Source organism: Halomonas sp. 1513, assembly GCA_001971685.1.
Lineage (GTDB): Bacteria > Pseudomonadota > Gammaproteobacteria > Pseudomonadales > Halomonadaceae > Franzmannia.
Window position 1 is genome coordinate 2,479,476 of sequence record CP019326.1, and the last position, 16,897, is coordinate 2,496,372.

The 16,897-nt window shown below is 65.5% G+C and carries 18 protein-coding genes; 3 read left to right on the plus strand and 15 right to left on the minus strand.

From position 1 onward, the window contains the following. Positions 1-195 precede the first annotated feature (195 nt). Positions 196-786: a lysine transporter LysE gene (locus BWR19_11235; GenBank protein ID APX93457.1), complete on the plus strand. Its 591-nt coding sequence runs from the start codon at positions 196-198 to the stop codon at positions 784-786. Here the strand turns inward: BWR19_11235 and BWR19_11240 are convergent. The 4 genes from BWR19_11240 to BWR19_11255 all read right to left on the minus strand — a co-directional run bounded on the left by BWR19_11240 (position 775) and on the right by BWR19_11255 (position 4,371). Then, positions 775-1,605, minus strand: coding sequence for an AraC family transcriptional regulator (locus tag BWR19_11240; GenBank protein APX93458.1), 831 nt, complete (start codon positions 1,603-1,605; stop codon positions 775-777). The genes BWR19_11235 and BWR19_11240 overlap by 12 nt on opposite strands. A gap of 122 nt (positions 1,606-1,727) precedes the next feature. Next, positions 1,728-2,117 (minus strand): hypothetical protein, encoded by a 390-nt coding sequence (locus BWR19_11245; protein APX93459.1) that lies wholly within the window; start codon positions 2,115-2,117, stop codon positions 1,728-1,730. Between the two features lie 105 nt (positions 2,118-2,222). Beyond that, complete coding sequence (locus BWR19_11250) at positions 2,223-3,911, minus strand: methyl-accepting chemotaxis protein (protein ID APX93460.1); 1,689 nt, start codon at positions 3,909-3,911, stop codon at positions 2,223-2,225. A 106-nt stretch (positions 3,912-4,017) separates the two neighbouring features. Beyond that, positions 4,018-4,371, minus strand: a complete 354-nt coding sequence (locus tag BWR19_11255) for an RNA signal recognition particle (protein APX93461.1) — start codon at positions 4,369-4,371, stop codon at positions 4,018-4,020. 197 nt (positions 4,372-4,568) lie between these two features. On the opposite strand from BWR19_11255, the gene BWR19_11260 reads away from it, so the two are divergent. Together BWR19_11260 and BWR19_11265 are read left to right on the plus strand one after the other, a co-directional pair. After that, positions 4,569-4,796 carry a hypothetical protein gene (locus BWR19_11260; GenBank protein ID APX93462.1) on the plus strand — a complete coding sequence of 76 codons (228 nt, stop codon included), beginning with the start codon at positions 4,569-4,571 and terminating at the stop codon, positions 4,794-4,796. 78 nt (positions 4,797-4,874) lie between these two features. After that, entirely contained in the window at positions 4,875-6,557 is a 1,683-nt protein-coding gene (locus tag BWR19_11265; GenBank protein ID APX93463.1) for a hypothetical protein, read from the plus strand. A 170-nt stretch (positions 6,558-6,727) separates the two neighbouring features. Here BWR19_11265 and BWR19_11270 read toward each other — a convergent pair whose 3' ends face one another. The 11 genes from BWR19_11270 to BWR19_11320 form a co-directional block, all read right to left on the minus strand. Then, positions 6,728-7,366: an urease accessory protein UreG gene (locus BWR19_11270; GenBank protein APX93464.1), complete on the minus strand. Its 639-nt coding sequence runs from the start codon at positions 7,364-7,366 to the stop codon at positions 6,728-6,730. A 10-nt stretch (positions 7,367-7,376) separates the two neighbouring features. Then, positions 7,377-8,069 (minus strand): urease accessory protein UreF, encoded by a 693-nt coding sequence (locus BWR19_11275; protein APX93465.1) that lies wholly within the window; start codon positions 8,067-8,069, stop codon positions 7,377-7,379. Further along, positions 8,059-8,598 (minus strand): urease accessory protein UreE, encoded by a 540-nt coding sequence (locus BWR19_11280; protein ID APX93466.1) that lies wholly within the window; start codon positions 8,596-8,598, stop codon positions 8,059-8,061. The genes BWR19_11275 and BWR19_11280 overlap by 11 nt, the downstream gene beginning before the upstream one ends. Positions 8,599-8,846: 248 nt before the next feature. Continuing rightward, positions 8,847-10,550, minus strand: a complete 1,704-nt coding sequence (locus tag BWR19_11285) for an urease subunit alpha (protein APX93467.1) — start codon at positions 10,548-10,550, stop codon at positions 8,847-8,849. Continuing rightward, positions 10,547-10,951 carry an urease subunit beta gene (locus BWR19_11290; GenBank protein APX93468.1) on the minus strand — a complete coding sequence of 135 codons (405 nt, stop codon included), beginning with the start codon at positions 10,949-10,951 and terminating at the stop codon, positions 10,547-10,549. Before BWR19_11290 ends, BWR19_11285 begins: the two co-directional genes overlap by 4 nt. A 12-nt stretch (positions 10,952-10,963) precedes the next feature. Then, positions 10,964-11,266 (minus strand): urease subunit gamma, encoded by a 303-nt coding sequence (locus tag BWR19_11295; GenBank protein ID APX93469.1) that lies wholly within the window; start codon positions 11,264-11,266, stop codon positions 10,964-10,966. Between the two features lie 136 nt (positions 11,267-11,402). After that, on the minus strand, positions 11,403-12,296 hold the full coding sequence (locus BWR19_11300; protein APX93470.1) for an urease accessory protein: 894 nt from the start codon (positions 12,294-12,296) through the stop codon (positions 11,403-11,405). 292 nt (positions 12,297-12,588) lie between these two features. After that, complete coding sequence (locus tag BWR19_11305) at positions 12,589-13,287, minus strand: urea ABC transporter ATP-binding subunit UrtE (GenBank protein APX93471.1); 699 nt, start codon at positions 13,285-13,287, stop codon at positions 12,589-12,591. Next, complete coding sequence (locus BWR19_11310; protein ID APX93472.1) at positions 13,287-14,120, minus strand: urea ABC transporter ATP-binding protein UrtD; 834 nt, start codon at positions 14,118-14,120, stop codon at positions 13,287-13,289. Before BWR19_11310 ends, BWR19_11305 begins: the two co-directional genes overlap by 1 nt. After that, positions 14,117-15,244, minus strand: coding sequence for an urea ABC transporter permease subunit UrtC (locus BWR19_11315; protein ID APX93473.1), 1,128 nt, complete (start codon positions 15,242-15,244; stop codon positions 14,117-14,119). The genes BWR19_11310 and BWR19_11315 overlap by 4 nt, the downstream gene beginning before the upstream one ends. A gap of 5 nt (positions 15,245-15,249) precedes the next feature. After that, positions 15,250-16,845, minus strand: a complete 1,596-nt coding sequence (locus BWR19_11320) for an urea ABC transporter permease subunit UrtB (GenBank protein ID APX93474.1) — start codon at positions 16,843-16,845, stop codon at positions 15,250-15,252. Positions 16,846-16,897 lie beyond the last annotated feature (52 nt).

Below are 16,897 nucleotides of genomic sequence, written 5' to 3' on the forward strand. Positions count from 1 at the left end.
TGTCAGGCCCGGCACGCGGTGCTATTCGTCTACGGTCACTGCCACTTTTTATTGAGCTAGCCTAGCCAGTTTTGTTCAATCCCGCCGAGCCAACGCCTGCAATAGACATTGGCTATTATTGGCACCTCAATTTCGTTCAATACCTGTCGCCGCCGACACGCCAGACTCCTGGCACAGTGTTCCAGGAGACGCACGATGAACCTTGCCATGATCCTGCCGATGTCGGCCTTTGCCCTGGCGGCGTCCATTTCACCGGGGCCGGTAAACTTGGTGTGCTTGAGCAGCGGCACTCGATATCCCATCTCACGCGGGTTGGTCTTCGTTACCGGCGCCACCCTGGGCTTCGTGGTCCTGTTTCTAGCCGTGGGCCTCGGGCTCTACTCACTGCTGACGATGGTGCCGGGGTTGAAGGACGCTCTACGCTGGGCCGGCGTGGCATTTTTGCTCTATCTAAGCGTGCGGCTGTTCCGCGATGATGGTCGTCTGCCGGAGGGCGATACCACGCGAGCACCGGGGTTTATGGCAGGCGCACTGATGCAGTGGCTGAACCCCAAAGCCTGGCTGGCGTCGGCCTCCGGCATCGGTGCCTACACCGGCGGCGATGTCGGCCTGCTGTGGCTGTTCGCCGCGCTCTATCTGCCCATCTGCTGGCTTTCGCTGGGTAGCTGGGTCTATGCCGGTGCCTTTCTGCGCCGTTACGTGCAGCGCCCTGGCGTCCTGGTCGCCGTCAACCGAGGGCTGGCGCTGCTGCTAGCGGTCAGCTGCGTCTATCTCTTATTCGAGTAACGGGCTTCGGTACTGATGGGGTGTGGCGGCCACCAGACGCTTGAAGGTGCGCTGGAAATGCGGCTGGTCGCTGAAGCCGGCATTCAGCGCCGCCTCAGCGATCGGCTTGCCCTGCTTGAGCTGACGCTGTCCTAGCTGAATGCGGCGATTGATCAGGTAGGCATGAGGCGTGAGGCCGAAGTGCTGCTTGAAGGCACGGATCAGGTGGCCGGCGCTGTAGCCGGAGCGCTGGCAGAGGGCATCCAGCGATACTTCCTCAGCAACGTGCTCATCGAGGTAGGCAGCCAATTCGCGCAGGGTGGCCGGCGGGAGCGAGCGCGGCTGGGCCGGCTGCCCCGCCAGGTGATGCATCAGCGCCGAGAGATATTCGACCAGCTCGCTCTGCTTGTTCAGGAGGTCACGCTGCGGATCCAGCAGGCCGTCGGTCATACGCTGATAGCCGGCGTACCAGCTCGGGGCGGCGATTACGGCGGCGGAAATGTCCTGCCAGCACGGTGTATCGATCAGCCCCGCTGCATGGCGCAGCCGAGTCAGCCACTCGGCGTCCACGTAGAGCATGCGGTAGGCCCAGGACTCGCCTTCGACAGGATTGCAGGCGTGCACCCAGTCCGGATTCATCAACACCAGGTGCCCGGCGTGGATGCGATATTCGTCATCGAGGTAATGGAAGGTGCTCTCTCCGGCAGTCACCGCCCCCAACGACCACTGGGTATGGCTGTGACGGGCGTAGCCGACCTGGCGGCCATCCTCGACCACGCGCAGCTCCACGTGGGGCATACGCGGATCGCGCCAGAAATGGGGCTGGTGGGCATGTGCCATGCTCGAATCGTCTCGCTACCAAGGAAAGAAGCGCGCTTAGCCTCGATGCGATAACTCTACGACATTCGCCGCCGCCCTTCGAGGATGCTGGCGACTCGGCAGCAGTGCGCGCGGCTGCCAGGTCACCTTAGCCGTTCCAGGTGCCCCTTGCGGCGCACGATGTTCTTGTAGTCCCACTGGATATCCCGCGCCTTGGCGAGCCAGCGGCGCAGCGCCTCTGCGTCGATCTGCTCCACCGCGGTATAGCGGGCCTCGGCGGCCTTGAAGCTGCCCTCGTCGCGTAGCCCACTCTCATCGAAGGATTGTCCGCTCCAGAACAGCAGCCGCACGCAGTGCTTGAGCTTGCTGTAGCCGACGATGGGGTTGCCCTCCAGGAACCATACCGGGTGGGCATGCCATAGCTTGCCCTCTGCCTCGGGTAGATGGCGCTCGATCGCCTGGGCCAAATACTCGCATATCTCCCGGTCGGCCGGGGCCTGGCGCGCGTGATACGCCTGGATATCGGGATGCATGGCGACTCTCCTGTAGCAGTAGCACTCCCAGGACAATCGATCAGACAGGCAGCAATTCGACAGCCGCCCCAAGGGAGCGGCTGTCGCGAGCTGAATCGGCGGTGCCTAGAACTCGGACCAGTCCTCGACGGCCTCAGCGGGCTTCTTGTAGGACTGCCTGGGCGTTTCAGCAGCGGGCTTGGCCGGCGGTTGGCTTCGCTCACTCTTCTGATGGGTCAGCTGGGTGGCGTGCGGTTCGGCCGGCGCGGTCTGGTCGTCGACGCGGAAGGTGGCGATCAATGCGGCGAGATGCTTGGCCTGGTCTTCCAACGAGCTGGCGGCGGCGCTGGTCTGCTGCACCAGCGAGGCGTTCTGCTGGGTCACCGAGTCCATCTCGGTGATGGCGCTGTTGATCTGCTCGATGCCGCTGTTCTGCTCGCGGGTGGCGCTCGAGATCTCGCCCATCAGGGCGGTGACCTGGCGGATCGACTCGACGGTCTCGCCGATGGTGGCGCCGCTGCGTTCGGCCTGCTCGGCACCGCTGGCGATCTTGGCGGTGGTCTCTTCGATCAGCGCACGGATCTCCTTGGCAGACTCGGCGCTGCGCGAGGCGAGGTTGCGCACTTCGCTTGCCACCACCGCGAAGCCGCGGCCCTGCTCGCCGGCGCGGGCGGCCTCTACCGAGGCGTTGAGCGCCAGGATATTGGTCTGGAAGGCGATCGAGTCGATCACGCCGATGATGTCGTTGACGCGGCTGGCGCTGGTGGAGATCTCGCGCATCAGCTGCACGGTGTGCTCGACCTCCTGGCCGCCGGCCTCGGCGCGCTGCGAGGCAGACGCCGAGAGACCGTCGGCCTCGTGGGCGGTCTCGGTGTTCTTGCTCACCGTGGCGGCCATCTCTTCCATGCTCGAGGCGGTCTGCTGCAGCGCCGAGGCCTGCTGCTCGGTGCGTGAGGAGAGATCCTGGCTGCCCAGGGCGATTTCGCCGGCGCCGGTGAAGACGCTGTCGCTGCTGCTGCGCAGCGAGACCACCAGGGTCTTGAGCTTGTCCTGCATGCGCGCCAGAGCGCTGAACAACTGGCCGATCTCGTTACGACCGCGGTCGCGGATCTGCTCGGTGAGATCGCCATCGGCAATCCGCTCGAAGTGCTCGACGGCTTCACGCAGCGGCGTGACCACCACTCGGATCATCGCCAGCCGAATCGCCACCGCGGCGAGCAGCGCCACGACCAGTAGCGTTATGGCGATCATGCCGACCATGTCGCCGAGTCGGCCGACCTGATCGATCACCGCGGTGCCGCGCCGCTCTGAGTAGGCGACGAAGTCCTCCATGGCGGCGTCCAGCTCGGCGCCCAGCTCGGTCATCTCATCCTGGCTGCGCTGAATCTGGAAAGGAGCGGCGTCCATCAGCGGCTCGAGCCCTTCCACCACGTAGGCGTCGTAGGCCGCGATGATCGCCGCCACGTAGGGCGCCCGGGAGTCGTCGGCGTCGATGGGTACGGCGCGGAAGTCGTCGAAGCGCTCATGGGCTCCGGCCAGGGCCTCCAGGGCCTGCTGCTGGCTCTGCTCGCCGCGCTCAGGGTCACCTTGGGTGCTCAGGCTGGCGAAGCGGTCCAGCATGACCTGTGCGCGCAGCACATTGACCTGGGTACGGTTGGCCAGGTTGGCGAGTTCCACGTTGGTCTCGGCAAGCTCGTGCAGCGCCTCCTCGCTGGTGGCACTGGCATAGAAGCCCAGCCCACTGATCAGCCCGATCATCAACACCAGCGCGGCCAGCGCCGCGGTCAGGCTCCACTTTATCGATAGGTGTTTCATCTGCCTCGTCCCCCCTGCGATGGCGATATTCAACACTTCATCGGCACGCGGGGAGTCAGGTTGAGAGAAAACGGCCCAATATCGACTAAAGTATAATGCCCGAGCGCTACTCGTCGACCACCACCTCGAAGCCCCCGTAGATCAATCGTTTACCATCGAACGGCATGGGATTGACGTGGGGCTGCAGGCGCGGGTCTTCCATCACCTTGGCCATGCCGCGGTCGCGCACCTCGCGGGAGGGCCATAGGATCCACGAGAAGATCACCGTCTCGTCGGCCTGGCACTTCACCGCCATGGGGAAGGAGGTGAGCTTGCCATCGGGTACGTCGTCGCCCCAGCACTCCACCATCTGCAGCGCACCGTGCTCCTTGAACACCACCGCGGCATCGCGGGCATGCTGGATGTACTTCTCGCGGTTGGCGGTGGGCACCGCGGCGACGAATCCATCTACGTAGGTCATGATCGGTTCCTCGTCAGGCGTCGCCGAAACGGCGACGCTATGTCGTATATCGATTGCTGACGGGTAGATTCGACATGCCATTCGTCGCTTCGAGTGGCGTATAATCTTGCCGCCCGCTTGCCAACCCTGTCGGCGAACGGGCGGCGCTCGACCACGTTGCAAACCATGCCCTGCGTCTTGAAAAGGAGAGGGTCGCCGTGCCCAGTATCGATGTGGTGATCCGCCTGACCCGCGACGAGTGCCTGGCCCACTACGAGGGCCGCGCCCAGAGCGTGCATACCCGCAGTGTCGACGGCCGCAAGGTGGTCTTTCCCACCAGCGCCCTGACCCGCATCGTCGGCCGCAACGGCATAGACGGCGTCTTTCGGCTGCACTTCTCGGCAGCGGGCAAGTTCGAGTCCATCGAGCCGCTGCCGCGACGCTGAGCGTTTAAACCACCAACTCGACTTTACCCGTTGTTGGACTAGTCTCTGATCGACGACAGTTTCCCTTCGGATGCGCCCATGCCAACCCTGCTGGGCCACCGCTCGCCGCTGCGGTGGCTGCTGTTCAGTGCGCTACTGATCACCGCTCCCTTGACCGCGGCGAATGAGCATGAGCTCGAGCGTGTCACCCTGCAGCTGGCCTGGTATCACCAGTTCCAGTCCGCCGGCTACTACGCCGCCAAGCACCAGGGTTACTTTCGGGATGCCGGCTTCGAGGTCGAGATACGCCATGGTGGCCACGACGATTACGGCCGCCCCATCGACCCGGTGGAGGATGTGGTATTCGGTCGTGCCGACTTCGGCGTGTCGCGCTCCGACCTGCTGCTCTACCGCAGCCAGGGCCTGCCGGTGGTGGTACTCGCCAACATCATGCAGCGCTCGCCGCTGGTATTTCTGACCCTGGAGGAGTTCGGCTTCACGCGCCTGGAAGAGATCGGCGAACGGCCGATCAGCGTCACCCTACCCGACGTCGACGCGCGACTCAGCGCCGAGACCCTGGCCAGCTTCCATCGCGCCGGGGTCGATCTGGCGCAACTCAACAATCACGCACCGAGCTGGAGGCTCGACGACCTGCTCGACGGCACCACCCAGTTGATGCCCGGCTACCTCACCGATGCCCCCTACTTCCTCGAGGGGTTCGGTGCACAACCGGTCACGATCACGCCGGCTTCCTACGGCATCGACTTCTACGGCGACCTGCTGTTCACCCGCGAGGCGCTGATCGATGACCGGCCCGAACGAGTCGAGGCGTTTCGCGATGCCGCCCTGCGCGGCTGGGCCTATGCGCTGGACAATGTCGAGGAGGTGGCCGAGTTGATCACCCAGTACTACCCGACGCGCAATGCACTCTACGACATTCACTTCCTGCGCCATGAGGCCGAGAAGCTTCGCGGCCTGATGCAACCGGAGTTGATCGAGATCGGCCATATCAACCCGACGCGCTGGCAAGCGATCGCCGAGGTGTATCTGGAACTCGACATGATCGAGCGCTACCAGCTGGAGGGCTTTCTCTACCAGCCACCGGCCAACCACGATGGCGCGAATCTGCAGCGGCTGATGCATCTGGCGCTCGGCGGCGGTGCCCTGCTGCTGCTGGTTATCGCACTGGCCAGCTACCTGCTGATGATCAACCGCCAGCTACGCCACGAGGTGACGCAGCGTCTCAAGGCGGAGGAGGCCCTTCGCGAACTGGCCGAAAAGGACGGCCTGACGGGTATCGACAATCGTCGGCTGTTCGACGAACACCTGCAGCAGTGCGTCGCCCATGCCCGGCGCCACAAAAAGCCGCTGACGCTGATCATGTTCGACGTCGATCATTTCAAGCAGATCAATGACAGCCATGGCCACCTGGCCGGCGACCGGGTGCTGGTAGAGATCACCCGGGTCACCCAGCAGCAACTGCGCATCGAGGACCACTTTGCCCGCTATGGCGGCGAGGAGTTCGTGGTGCTGCTGCCGGACACCGCTCACACCGAGGCAATGAAGGTCGCCGAGCGTATCTGGCAGGCCAACCGCCATCATCGGGTAGCCAGCGACGCCGGTACCATCCGCTATAGCCTGAGCCTCGGGGTCGCCAGCCTCGATGAGCGCGACCGCACCCCTCAGGAGCTGGTCAGACGCGCCGACGAACGCCTCTATCAAGCCAAGCGGCAAGGCCGTGACTGCTATTTCGGCGCGACAGATTACTTAGCTAGCAAATAGTTAGCATAAAAGATGCAACGAATTTGCATTGCATAACTTGGGTTAAGGTAACAGCAAATCTAGGAGTCCACTGTGAGTGTGTGGGGTCAAGGACGACCCGTTGCGGCCAGGATGCCGCTCACACCCCTGCGTTGCCCTGATCGGCCAATGGCCGATCAGGGCACTCTTTTTTAGCCTGCAGCCGCTCCCGCCTGATCACGCCGCTCCGGCAACATGCCACGGTCGAGAATGAAGCGAATGATCTCCTCGAGCCCCACCCCGTCGTAGAGGTTGGTGAACACGAACGGCCGCTCCCCGCGCATCTTCTTCGAGTCCCGCTCCATGACCTCGAGGGAGGCATGCACCTGTTCGGCGATATCGATCTTGTTGATGATCAGCAGATCCGACTTGGTGATGCCGGGCCCGCCCTTGCGCGGAATCTTGTCGCCGGCCGAGACGTCGATCACATAGAGGGTGAGATCGGAGAGCTCGGGGCTGAAGGTCGCCGACAGGTTATCGCCGCCGGACTCCACCAGCACCAGCTCCAGGCCGGGATGGCGCGCCTGCAGGTCGTCGATGGCCGCCAGGTTCATGGAGGCATCCTCGCGGATGGCGGTATGCGGGCAGCCGCCGGTTTCCACCCCGAGAATGCGATCCGCCGGCAGGGCATCGTGCTTGAGCAGGAAGTCGGCATCTTCGCGGGTATAGATGTCGTTGGTGACCACGGCAATATCGTAGTGGTCACGCAGCGCCAGGCACAGCTGCTTGAGCAGCGCGGTCTTGCCGGAGCCCACCGGGCCGCCGACGCCAACGCGTAAACAATGGGTCATGGATCGTCTCCTAGCTTCTGAATAGTCGCGAATACTGCGTTTCATGCAAGGCACTGGCCAGCGCCAGGCCGGGCAGCGCCGGGCCAAGCTCATCATCCTCCAGCCCAAGCGCCAGATCCACGGCCTCGACCAGCGCCGGGCGCAGCCGTTCGACCAGCCGCTGGGCGGCGGTGTGCCCCAACGGCAGGGCCTTGCAGGCCACTGCCAGCTGATTCTCGAGCCACGCCCAGGCGAAGCCCAGCAGCGCCTGGCGCTGGGTCACCCCGCGCGTCCGGGCCGTCCAGGCAAACAGCGTGACGTAGCCGGCACCGGCGGGCAGCAGCCCCTGTTGAGGTAACAGCTCGAGGCTGCCCAGCAGCCGCGCCAGCGAGGCGCCAAGGCGGCTGTCTTCGGCGGCCAGCTCGGCGGTCTCGCGGTTAGCGGCGAGCCAGGCATCCCACTCGGCCACGGAATCGCCGTCGTCCTGCTGCCAGGCCGAGTAGAGGCGCGCCAGGGCCGGCAGCTCGCAGTGCGCCAGGCCGTCGTCGAGCACCCCTTCGAGCCATTCACCGAGGCTCGCCTCGTCGCTCACCCAGCCCAGCTCGAAGGCACTCTCCAGGCCCTGGGACCAGGCGAAGGCGCCGATCGGCAGCGCCGGGCTGACCAGCTGCAGCAAACCCAGCAGCGCCAGGTCGCCGCCCTGTGCCGGCGACTCAGTGGGCATGGGAGTGATCATGGTCGTGGCCATGTTCATGTGAGTGGCCATGTGAATGACCATGTGAATGGCCATGCGAGTGCCCGCCGGTCTGCTGGTAGGCGCCGGGCTCGGGGTCGAAGGGGCCTTGGTGGTGCTCGAGGGTCGCCCCCAGCAGCTCGGCCAGCTCCTCGAGCACGTGATCTGGCGGGAAGCGCACCCAGCCCTGGTCGGGCCGAGCATCGTCGCTGCCCAGCGCCAGCTGCACGTGGCGATTGCCGAGATGGTAGGCAAGCCGCGCCAGCGGCAGACCGGCGGCGACCCGAGCGGTGACCACCGGCTCGTCGGCGGCCTCGATGCGGATCACCTCACCGCTCTCGGCGCGCAGGCCATCGCCTGAGCGCAGCACCGGGCCGCGGTCGAGGAACAGGCCCAGTTCGCGGCCGCTATCGCTCACCGCCTTGAGCCGGCCCTTGGTCCGCGGCTCGAAGGGCAGCGTCAGGGTGTCGCTGGCCTGGCCATGCTCGATGGGGCCCAGGCGTTCGGTCAGTTTCAGCATTGGTTACGTCTCGTTGAATTCAGGTTCGGAGCCCAACTGGCGACAGGTCGGCCCCGTCGAGCCACCTTGCGCGACCGCTGGCAGTACGGTCGAGACCACGCGGTCGATCTTCAGGGAAGAAGATCGAGGAAAGCCGGCACAGGGATGTGCCGTCTTTCCGACCGCAGGGGGCCGACCGGGATGCCAGGGTTTCGGGCGCGTGGTGTGGCGAGCACGGGGTTCCGAGCATGGCGCCATCCTCGAAGGCATCAGAACAAATGATAGCGCTGGGCCAGCGGCAGCTCGGTGGCTGGCTCGCAGGTCAGCAGCTCGCCGTCGCAGCGCACCTCGTAGGTCTGGGGGTCGACCGTCAGCTCGGGGCAGGCGTCGTTGAGCTTCATGTCGCCCTTGCGCACCCCGCGCACGTTCTTGCACGCAGCAAGCGCGCTGTTGAGCCCCAGCCGCGCCTTGATGCCAGCGTCGATGGCCGCCTGGCTGACGAAGCTGAGCCGGGTCTTGCTGGCGGCACGCCCCAGCGAGCCGAACATGTGGCGATAGTGCACCGGCTGCGGCGTGGGAATCGAAGCGTTGGGATCGCCCATGGGCGCCGCGGCGATCATGCCGCCCTTGATCAGCAGCGCCGGCTTGGTACCGAAGAAGGCGGGCTTCCACAGCACCAGGTCGGCGAGCTTGCCGACCTCCACCGAGCCCACTTCATGACTGATGCCGTGGGTGATCGCCGGGTTGATGGTGTACTTGGCGATATAGCGCTTGGCGCGGAAGTTGTCGGCGCCCAGCGTCTCATCCTCGGGCAGCAGGCCGCGCTGCACCTTCATCTTGTGGGCGGTCTGCCAGGTACGACACACCACCTCGCCGACCCGGCCCATGGCCTGGGAGTCGGAGGCGATCATGGAGATCACGCCCAGGTCGTGGAGGATGTCCTCGGCGGCAATGGTCTCGCGGCGGATGCGCGAATCGGCGAAGGCCACGTCCTCGGGAATATTGGGGTCGAGGTGGTGGCACACCATCAGCATGTCGAGATGCTCGTCGATGGTGTTGACCGTGTAGGGCCGGGTCGGGTTGGTCGACGACGGCAGCACGTAGGCCTTGGAGCAGGCGGTGAGGATATCCGGCGCGTGGCCGCCGCCGGCACCCTCGGTGTGGTAGGTGTGGATGCCACGCTCCTTGAAGGCGGCCAGGGTGTCCTCGACGAAGCCCGACTCGTTGAGGGTGTCGGTGTGGATCGCCACCTGCACGTCGTACTTATCCGCCACGCTCAGGCAGTTGTCGATGGAGGCCGGCGTGGTGCCCCAGTCCTCGTGCAGCTTGAGGCCCATGGCGCCGGCCTCGAGCTGTGCCTCCAGTGCCTCCGGCAGGCTGGCATTGCCCTTGCCCAGCCAGCCGATGTTCATCGGCATGTCGTCGACCGACTGCAGCATCTTGCCGATATGCCAGGCACCCGGGGTGCAGGTGGTGGCATTGGAGCCGGTGGCCGGCCCGGTGCCGCCGCCGAGCATGGTGGTGATGCCGCTCATCAGCGCCTCTTCGATCTGCTGGGGGCAGATGAAGTGGATATGCGCATCGATGCCGCCGGCGGTCAGGATCTTGCCCTCACCGGCGATGACTTCGGTGCCCGGGCCGATGACGATCTCCACGTCGGGCTGGGTGTCGGGGTTACCGGCCTTGCCGATGGCCGCAATGCGACCCTCCTTGAGGCCGACATCGGCCTTGACGATGCCCCACCAGTCGAGGATCAGGGCGTTGGTGATCACGGTGTCCATCACCGCATCGTCGGCACGCTGGCTCTGGCCCATGCCGTCGCGGATCACCTTGCCGCCGCCGAACTTGACCTCGTCGCCGTAGTGGGTGGCGTCCTTTTCCACCTCGATCCACAGCTCGGTGTCGCCCAGGCGCACCCTGTCGCCCACGGTGGGGCCGTACATGTCGGCGTAGGCCTGTCTCGAGATCTTCATGACTGGCCTCCTTGGTCTGGTTTCTGCGCCTTCCGCGCGGCTTCGGGCGCGGTAGCTGGTTTCTGCGCCTTTCGCGCGGCTTCGGGCGCGGTAGAGAGCAGCGCGCCCATGACGTCGCCGCGGAAGCCGTAGATATGCCGCGTGCCGGCGTAGGGAATCAGCGTTACCTCGCGGGTCTGCCCAGGCTCGAAGCGGATCGCCGTGCCGGCGGCCACGTCGAGGCGATAGCCGCGCGTCGTGTTGCGATCGAAGACCAGCGCCGGGTTGGCCTCGGCGAAGTGGTAGTGGGAGCCGATCTGAATCGGCCGGTCGCCGGTGTTGGCGACCTCGACGGTGATACGTTCGCGCCCTTCGCAGAGCGCGATCTCACCATCCTGCAATTGATACTCACCGGGAATCATGGGGCGGCCTCCTTACACTATCGGCGAATGAACCGTGACCAGCTTGGTGCCGTCGGGGAAGGTGGCTTCCACCTGCACTTCGTCGACCATCTCGGCCACACCCTCCATGACGTCGTCACGGCCGAGGATTTCACGGCCATAGCTCATCAGGTCGGCCACGCTGCGCCCGTCGCGGGCGCCCTCCATGATCTCGAAGCTGATCAGCGCCACCGCTTCCGGATAGTTGAGCTTGAGGCCGCGGGCGCGGCGGCGCTCGGCAAGCTGTGCGGCAGAGAACAGCAGCAGCTTGTCCTTGTCTCTCGGGGTCAGTTCCATAGCGCGCTCCTCGTATCTGGTCGATGTTTGTCGGCAGCGCTGCGCGCTGCATCGCGGTTGAAACCGCTCCTACATTGGGCCGCGGCTCTGCTCCCTTGTGGGAGCGACTTCAGTCGCGATGATGTTGACTGCACCATCATGTCAGCCAGATGCGTGGCGTATGCGCCTCGCGCCTCAGCAGCACAGGTCTGAGCAGTTCCCAGGCCTGCTGGCAGATCGCCCAGGCCTCATTACGCTCGGTGCCCAGGTAGCGCAGCAGCAGCACACCGTGGCGCAGGGTCACCGCCCACCGGTTGCTGTCGGGCAGCGACACCCGCAGCGTCTCGATGGCCGCCGTGGCGTCGCTATGGCTGAGCCCTACCGCCCACAGCGTGGCCTGCACGCTGGCTCCTCCCTGCCCCCAGCGGCCGCGAAAGCGCCGGTGCTGTGGATCCAGCGGCTGGCGCTCCAGCCACAGCGGTTTGCCGTCCAGGGTCAGTCTAAAGCGCTGGTCGATACGCCCGGAGACATACGGCAAGCGGCTGGCTGGCCGGCCCAGTGCCAATACCTCCCAGCCCAGGCAGCGTGCGTCGCCGTGCAGCGCGATCTCGGTCTGCTGCACACCCCGCGAGCCGTCGAAGGCAATGGTCTCCTGGGGTAGCCACTCGAGGCTGGCGCCGTCGGCGACGCTGAGCCGGGTCTGCTGGCACCAGGCCACCCCTTGGCTGTCGGCCTTGTAGAGCTTGTTGGCCGCCGGTGTGGTGAGCAGCGCATGGCTGCCGGGCGCTAGCGAGGCTGAGATGCTCAACGCATCGCCGCTGACCAAGCCGCCGGGAGGGTGCAGCAGATAAACGTGACAGGCCCCCTCACGACCTTCCGGATAGAAGGGCCGCTGTACGCGTAGCGGCCCTTGATGGCGGGCCTGCACCATGCGGGTGACCCGGTCGCGGCGCTCGAAGCCCAACGCCAGCGAGGCCGCCCAGTGACGCTCGGCATCGAAGCGATGCCCCGAGTCGGGAGCCGTTGGCAGGGCGTGCGGGATGGCCGTCATGAAGCGAATTCCGTCAAAGTGGTGAGCGATACACAGTACGTAGCAAGTCGCGTACCATTTTGGTGAATGACCATTACCAGCACTATAAATCAACCAGTTACAGCGTATACAAAAGCCCATCCTGGGGCTTTCATGCACCATACAGGCGCCGAATCGGTAGATTCATGCACCCGAGTGGCGCATCACACTCGGCCGCGCACCAATAAAGGGCAAAGCCCGCCGCGGCGTGACCACGGCGGGCGTCCTTCGCTGGCGCTTGGCGCTGGGCGCTGGGCGCTGGGCGCTGTAGTGCCTACACCGTCAGGTGCTGCTTGATCAGCTCGTCGGAGAGCTCGGCGATGGGCCCCATGGCTACCTCACGGCCGCGGTCCATGATCACGAAGCGGTCGGCGTACTTGCGGGCGAATGGCAGTTTCTGCTCCACCAGCAGCACGGTCAGGCCATCCTCGTCGATCAGCTTGCGGATCACCTCGCCGATCTGGGTGACGATATTGGGCTGGATGCCCTCCCCCGGCTCGTCCAGGATCAGCATCCTCGGCTCGATGACCAGCGCCCGGCCGATGGCCAGCTGCTGCTGCTGGCCGCCGGAGAGATCGCCGCCGCGGCGGTGGCGCATCTCCTTGAGCACCGGGAATAGTTCGTAGATACGCTCGGGAATGCTGCGCTTGCCGTCGCTGCGCGCGGCGAGGCCGGTGCGCAGGTTCTCCTCGACGGTCAGCAGCGGAAAGATCTGCCGTCCCTGGGGCACGTAGCCGATGCCCAGCCGCGAGCGCTCCTCGATCCGCTTGCGGGTCAGCTCGATGTCATCGGCGAAGCGCAAGCTGCCGTCGGCCACTCGCTCCTCGCCCATCACGCACTTGAGCAGGGTAGTCTTGCCCACCCCGTTGCGGCCCATCACGCAGGTGCACTCACCGGCCGGCACCTCGAGGCTCAGGTCCCACAGGGTGTGGCTCTCGCCGTAGTAGTGATTGAGCTTGTCGACCTTGAGCATCAGGCGGCCTCCTCGCTTTCACCGAGGTAGACCTCGATCACCCGCGGGTCATTCTGCACCTGGTCCATGCTGCCCTCGGCCAGCACGCTGCCCTGGTGCAGCACCGTGACCTTGCGCGCAATCGAGCGCACGAAGCCCATATCGTGCTCAACGACGACCACGGACTGTTTTCCCGCGAGCCCGGTGAGCAGCTCGGCGGTGCGCTCCATCTCCTGCTCGGTCATGCCCGCCACCGGCTCGTCGACCAGCAGCAGCCGCGGCCGCTGCATCAGCAGCATGCCGATCTCCAGCCACTGCTTCTGGCCGTGGGAGAGGATACCCGCCGGGCGCCAGCGCAGCTCGGCGAGGCCGGTCATCTCCAGCACCTCGTCGATGCGATCCCGAGCGGGTCCGTCCAGGCGCGCGATCAGGGTCGGCAGCACCCGCTTGTCGGCGGTCATGGCCAGTTCCAGGTTCTCGAATACCGACAGCGCCTCGAACACCGTGGGCTTCTGGAACTTGCGGCCAATCCCCAGCGCGGCGATCTCTGGTTCGTTCATGGTCAGCAGGTTGTGGCGGGCACCAAACCACACCTTGCCCTGATCGGGCCGGGTCTTGCCGGTGATGATATCCATCATGGTGGTCTTACCGGCGCCGTTGGGGCCGATGATGCAGCGCAGTTCGCCGTCGTCGACGGTCAGGTTGAGATCATTGATGGCCTTGAAGCCGTCGAAGCTCACCGTGACGTCCTCCATGTAGAGGATTGGCCCGTGACGCACGTCCACCGGCGATTCGGCGGGCGCCATGAAGTCGAACACGCGGTCACGCTGGGCTAGGGATTTGATCAGGCTCATGAGGGCACCTCCTGGCCGGGAGCGGCGCTGTCAGCGTCGCGCCGCCGCTTGAGTCGGTAGGCGAGCAAGCCGGCCACGCCCTTGGGCAGGAACACCGTGACCAGCACGAACATCGCGCCCAGCGCGAACAGCCAGGCGTCGGGCATCACGCCGGTGAACACCGTCTTGGCGTAGTTGACCAGGATCGCCCCGATCACCGCGCCGTAAAGAGTCGCACGACCGCCCAGCGCGACCCACAGCACGATCTCGATGGAGAAGATCGGCGAGAACTCGCTGGGGTTGATGATACCCACCTGGGGCACATAGAGCGCGCCGGCAAGCCCGGCGAGCATCGCCGAGACCACGAACACGAACAGCTGGAAACGCTCGACCCGGTAGCCGAGAAAGCGGGTGCGCGCCTCGGCGTCGCGAGTCGCCACGCAGACCCGGCCCAGCTTGCTGTCGACGATGGCGCGACACAGCAGGTAGCCGGCACCCAGCGCTACCCCGGTGGCCAGGAACAGGCCCAGTCGGGTTTCGTTACTGCGCAGGTTGAAGCCCAGGATATCGCGAAAGTCGGTGAGGCCGTCGCTGCCGCCAAAGCCCATCTCGTTGCGATAGAAGGCCAGCATCAGGGCGAAGGTCAGCGCCTGGGTGATGATCGACAGATAGACCCCGGTGACCCGCGAGCGGAACGCCAGGAAGCCGAACACCAGCGCCAGCGCGCCGGGGGCCAGCAGCACCATCAGGAAGGCGAACCAGGCCATGTCGAAGCCCAGCCAGTACCAGGGTAGCGACTCCCAGCTCAGGAATACCATGAAGTCGGGGAGCACCGGGTCACCGTAGGTGCCGCGGTCGCCGATCTGGCGCATCAGATACATGCCCATGGCGTAACCGCCGATGGCGAAGAAGGCGCCGTGGCCGAGGCTGAGAATGCCCAGATAGCCCCACACCAGGTCCACCGCCACGGCCAGCAGTGCATAGCTGAGGTACTTGCCGAACAGGTTGACGGTGTAGGCGTTGACGTAGAGCGGATGCCCTGCCGGCACCACCACATGCAGCAGCGTGACCAGGGTCATGGCGGCCAGCAGCACGCCGATGAACAGCTGGGTCGAACGCTCATTGAACGGTTGCGTTAACCACATCGCGATCAGCCCTCCGCCGCGCGGCCCTTTTGCGGAAAGAGTCCGCGGGGGCGCTTCTGAATGAACAGGATGATGAACACCAGTACGATGATCTTGGCCAGCACGGCGCCCGCCCAGGGCTCCAGTACCTGATTGATCACGCCCAGCGAGAGGCCGGCGACCAGGGTGCCCCAGAGGTTACCCACCCCGCCGAACACCACCACCATGAAGGAGTCGATGATGTAGTTCTGGCCCAGGTTGGGGCCGACATTGGTGAGCTGCGACAGCGCCACCCCAGCGAGACCGGCAACGCCGGACCCCAGGCCGAAGGTGAGGATATCGACGCGGGTGGCGCGGATACCCATGGAACGCGCCATGGCACGGTTCTGGGTCACCGCGCGCACCTCAAGGCCGAGCCGGGTGCGGCGCATCACCAGCATCAGCGCGGCGAATACCACCAGGGCGAAGCCGATCACGTACATGCGATTGAGGGTCAGCGACAGGGCGTCGTTGACCACCAGCGAGCCGCTCAACCACTCCGGGGATACCACGGTGCGGTTCTGGGGAGAAATCGCGGTGCGCACCAGCTGCTGGAGAATCAGGCTGACACCGAAGGTCGCCAGCAGCGTCTCCAGCGGGCGTCCCTTGAGGAACTGGATCACGCCGCGCTCGATGGCGATGCCGGCCAGGGCCGCGACCATGAAGCCCGCGGGTATCGACAGAATCAGTGCCAGCCCCGGCTGCCCGGGAATCAGCTGCTGCATCGCCCAGGTGGTATAGGCGCCGAGCATGATCAGCTCGCCGTGGGCCATGTTGATCACCCCCATTACCCCGAAGGTGATGGCCAGGCCAATCGCCGCCAGTACCAGCACCGAGCCCATCGAGAGGCCGAAGTAGAGCGTCTCGGCGGCGCGATTGAGGCGCAGGTTCTGCTCGATGTTGCCGAGCGCCGTGGCGGCGGCCGCGGCGATCTCTTCGTCGTCGCTGTTGGTGGCCTGGTTGAGCGCCACCCGCACCCGCGGATGCAGGCTGCCGTCGAGATGTTCGATGGCCAGGATGTCGCCCTGATCGAGGCGGTGAATGGCCAGCGCCAGGGTCAGGCGCTGGCGGACTCGCGCATCCTCCTCCTCTTCGATCAGCGCTTCGATGGGCTCGGCGAGCTCCTCATCCACCTCGCCGAGCAACCGCTCCGCCGAGGTGCGGCGCTGTTCGAGATTGGGCGAGTAGAGGTCGACCACCGCGATGACGCTGCGCAGCTGATTGCGTAGCGCATTGTTGATGCCGATGCGGTCGAGGTCGCGGCGCGACATCTCGCCCAGGTCCTCGCCGCTCAGGGCGTCTTCGACCGGCCAGTCGCGCCCGCTGTTGTCGAGCACGATCACGAAGCGGCCGTCATCGGCGCGCTGCAGGCGGCCGTCGAGCAGCGCCTGCAGCCAGCCCCGCGCGCGCTCGTCGTCACTGGCGACGATGGCGTCGATGGCCTCGCCCTTGGCGGGAAAGCTGTCGACGTCGAGCGCCTCCAGCAGTTCGATGGCCGCCTCGTCGTCAGCCGACGTCTGGGCGTGCGCGGTCAACGGCATGACCAGCAGCGCCAGCAGCCAGAATAAAAGGAGACTCCTCATGGGTTCTTCCTTTGCGATAGAGAGTAACGAAATGGGTCAAGCGGGCGTGCGC

Coding starts and splice junctions, on each gene's coding strand:
- BWR19_11235 (APX93457.1), top strand. CDS start 196: ATGAACCTTGCCATGATCCTGCCGATGTCGGCCTTTGCCCTGGCGGCG.
- BWR19_11240 (APX93458.1), bottom strand. CDS start 1,605: ATGGCACATGCCCACCAGCCCCATTTCTGGCGCGATCCGCGTATGCCC.
- BWR19_11245 (APX93459.1), bottom strand. CDS start 2,117: ATGCATCCCGATATCCAGGCGTATCACGCGCGCCAGGCCCCGGCCGAC.
- BWR19_11250 (APX93460.1), bottom strand. CDS start 3,911: ATGAAACACCTATCGATAAAGTGGAGCCTGACCGCGGCGCTGGCCGCG.
- BWR19_11255 (APX93461.1), bottom strand. CDS start 4,371: ATGACCTACGTAGATGGATTCGTCGCCGCGGTGCCCACCGCCAACCGC.
- BWR19_11265 (APX93463.1), top strand. CDS start 4,875: ATGCCAACCCTGCTGGGCCACCGCTCGCCGCTGCGGTGGCTGCTGTTC.
- BWR19_11270 (APX93464.1), bottom strand. CDS start 7,366: ATGACCCATTGTTTACGCGTTGGCGTCGGCGGCCCGGTGGGCTCCGGC.
- BWR19_11275 (APX93465.1), bottom strand. CDS start 8,069: ATGCCCACTGAGTCGCCGGCACAGGGCGGCGACCTGGCGCTGCTGGGT.
- BWR19_11280 (APX93466.1), bottom strand. CDS start 8,598: ATGCTGAAACTGACCGAACGCCTGGGCCCCATCGAGCATGGCCAGGCC.
- BWR19_11285 (APX93467.1), bottom strand. CDS start 10,550: ATGAAGATCTCGAGACAGGCCTACGCCGACATGTACGGCCCCACCGTG.
- BWR19_11290 (APX93468.1), bottom strand. CDS start 10,951: ATGATTCCCGGTGAGTATCAATTGCAGGATGGTGAGATCGCGCTCTGC.
- BWR19_11295 (APX93469.1), bottom strand. CDS start 11,266: ATGGAACTGACCCCGAGAGACAAGGACAAGCTGCTGCTGTTCTCTGCC.
- BWR19_11300 (APX93470.1), bottom strand. CDS start 12,296: ATGACGGCCATCCCGCACGCCCTGCCAACGGCTCCCGACTCGGGGCAT.
- BWR19_11305 (APX93471.1), bottom strand. CDS start 13,287: ATGCTCAAGGTCGACAAGCTCAATCACTACTACGGCGAGAGCCACACC.
- BWR19_11310 (APX93472.1), bottom strand. CDS start 14,120: ATGAGCCTGATCAAATCCCTAGCCCAGCGTGACCGCGTGTTCGACTTC.
- BWR19_11315 (APX93473.1), bottom strand. CDS start 15,244: ATGTGGTTAACGCAACCGTTCAATGAGCGTTCGACCCAGCTGTTCATC.
- BWR19_11320 (APX93474.1), bottom strand. CDS start 16,845: ATGAGGAGTCTCCTTTTATTCTGGCTGCTGGCGCTGCTGGTCATGCCG.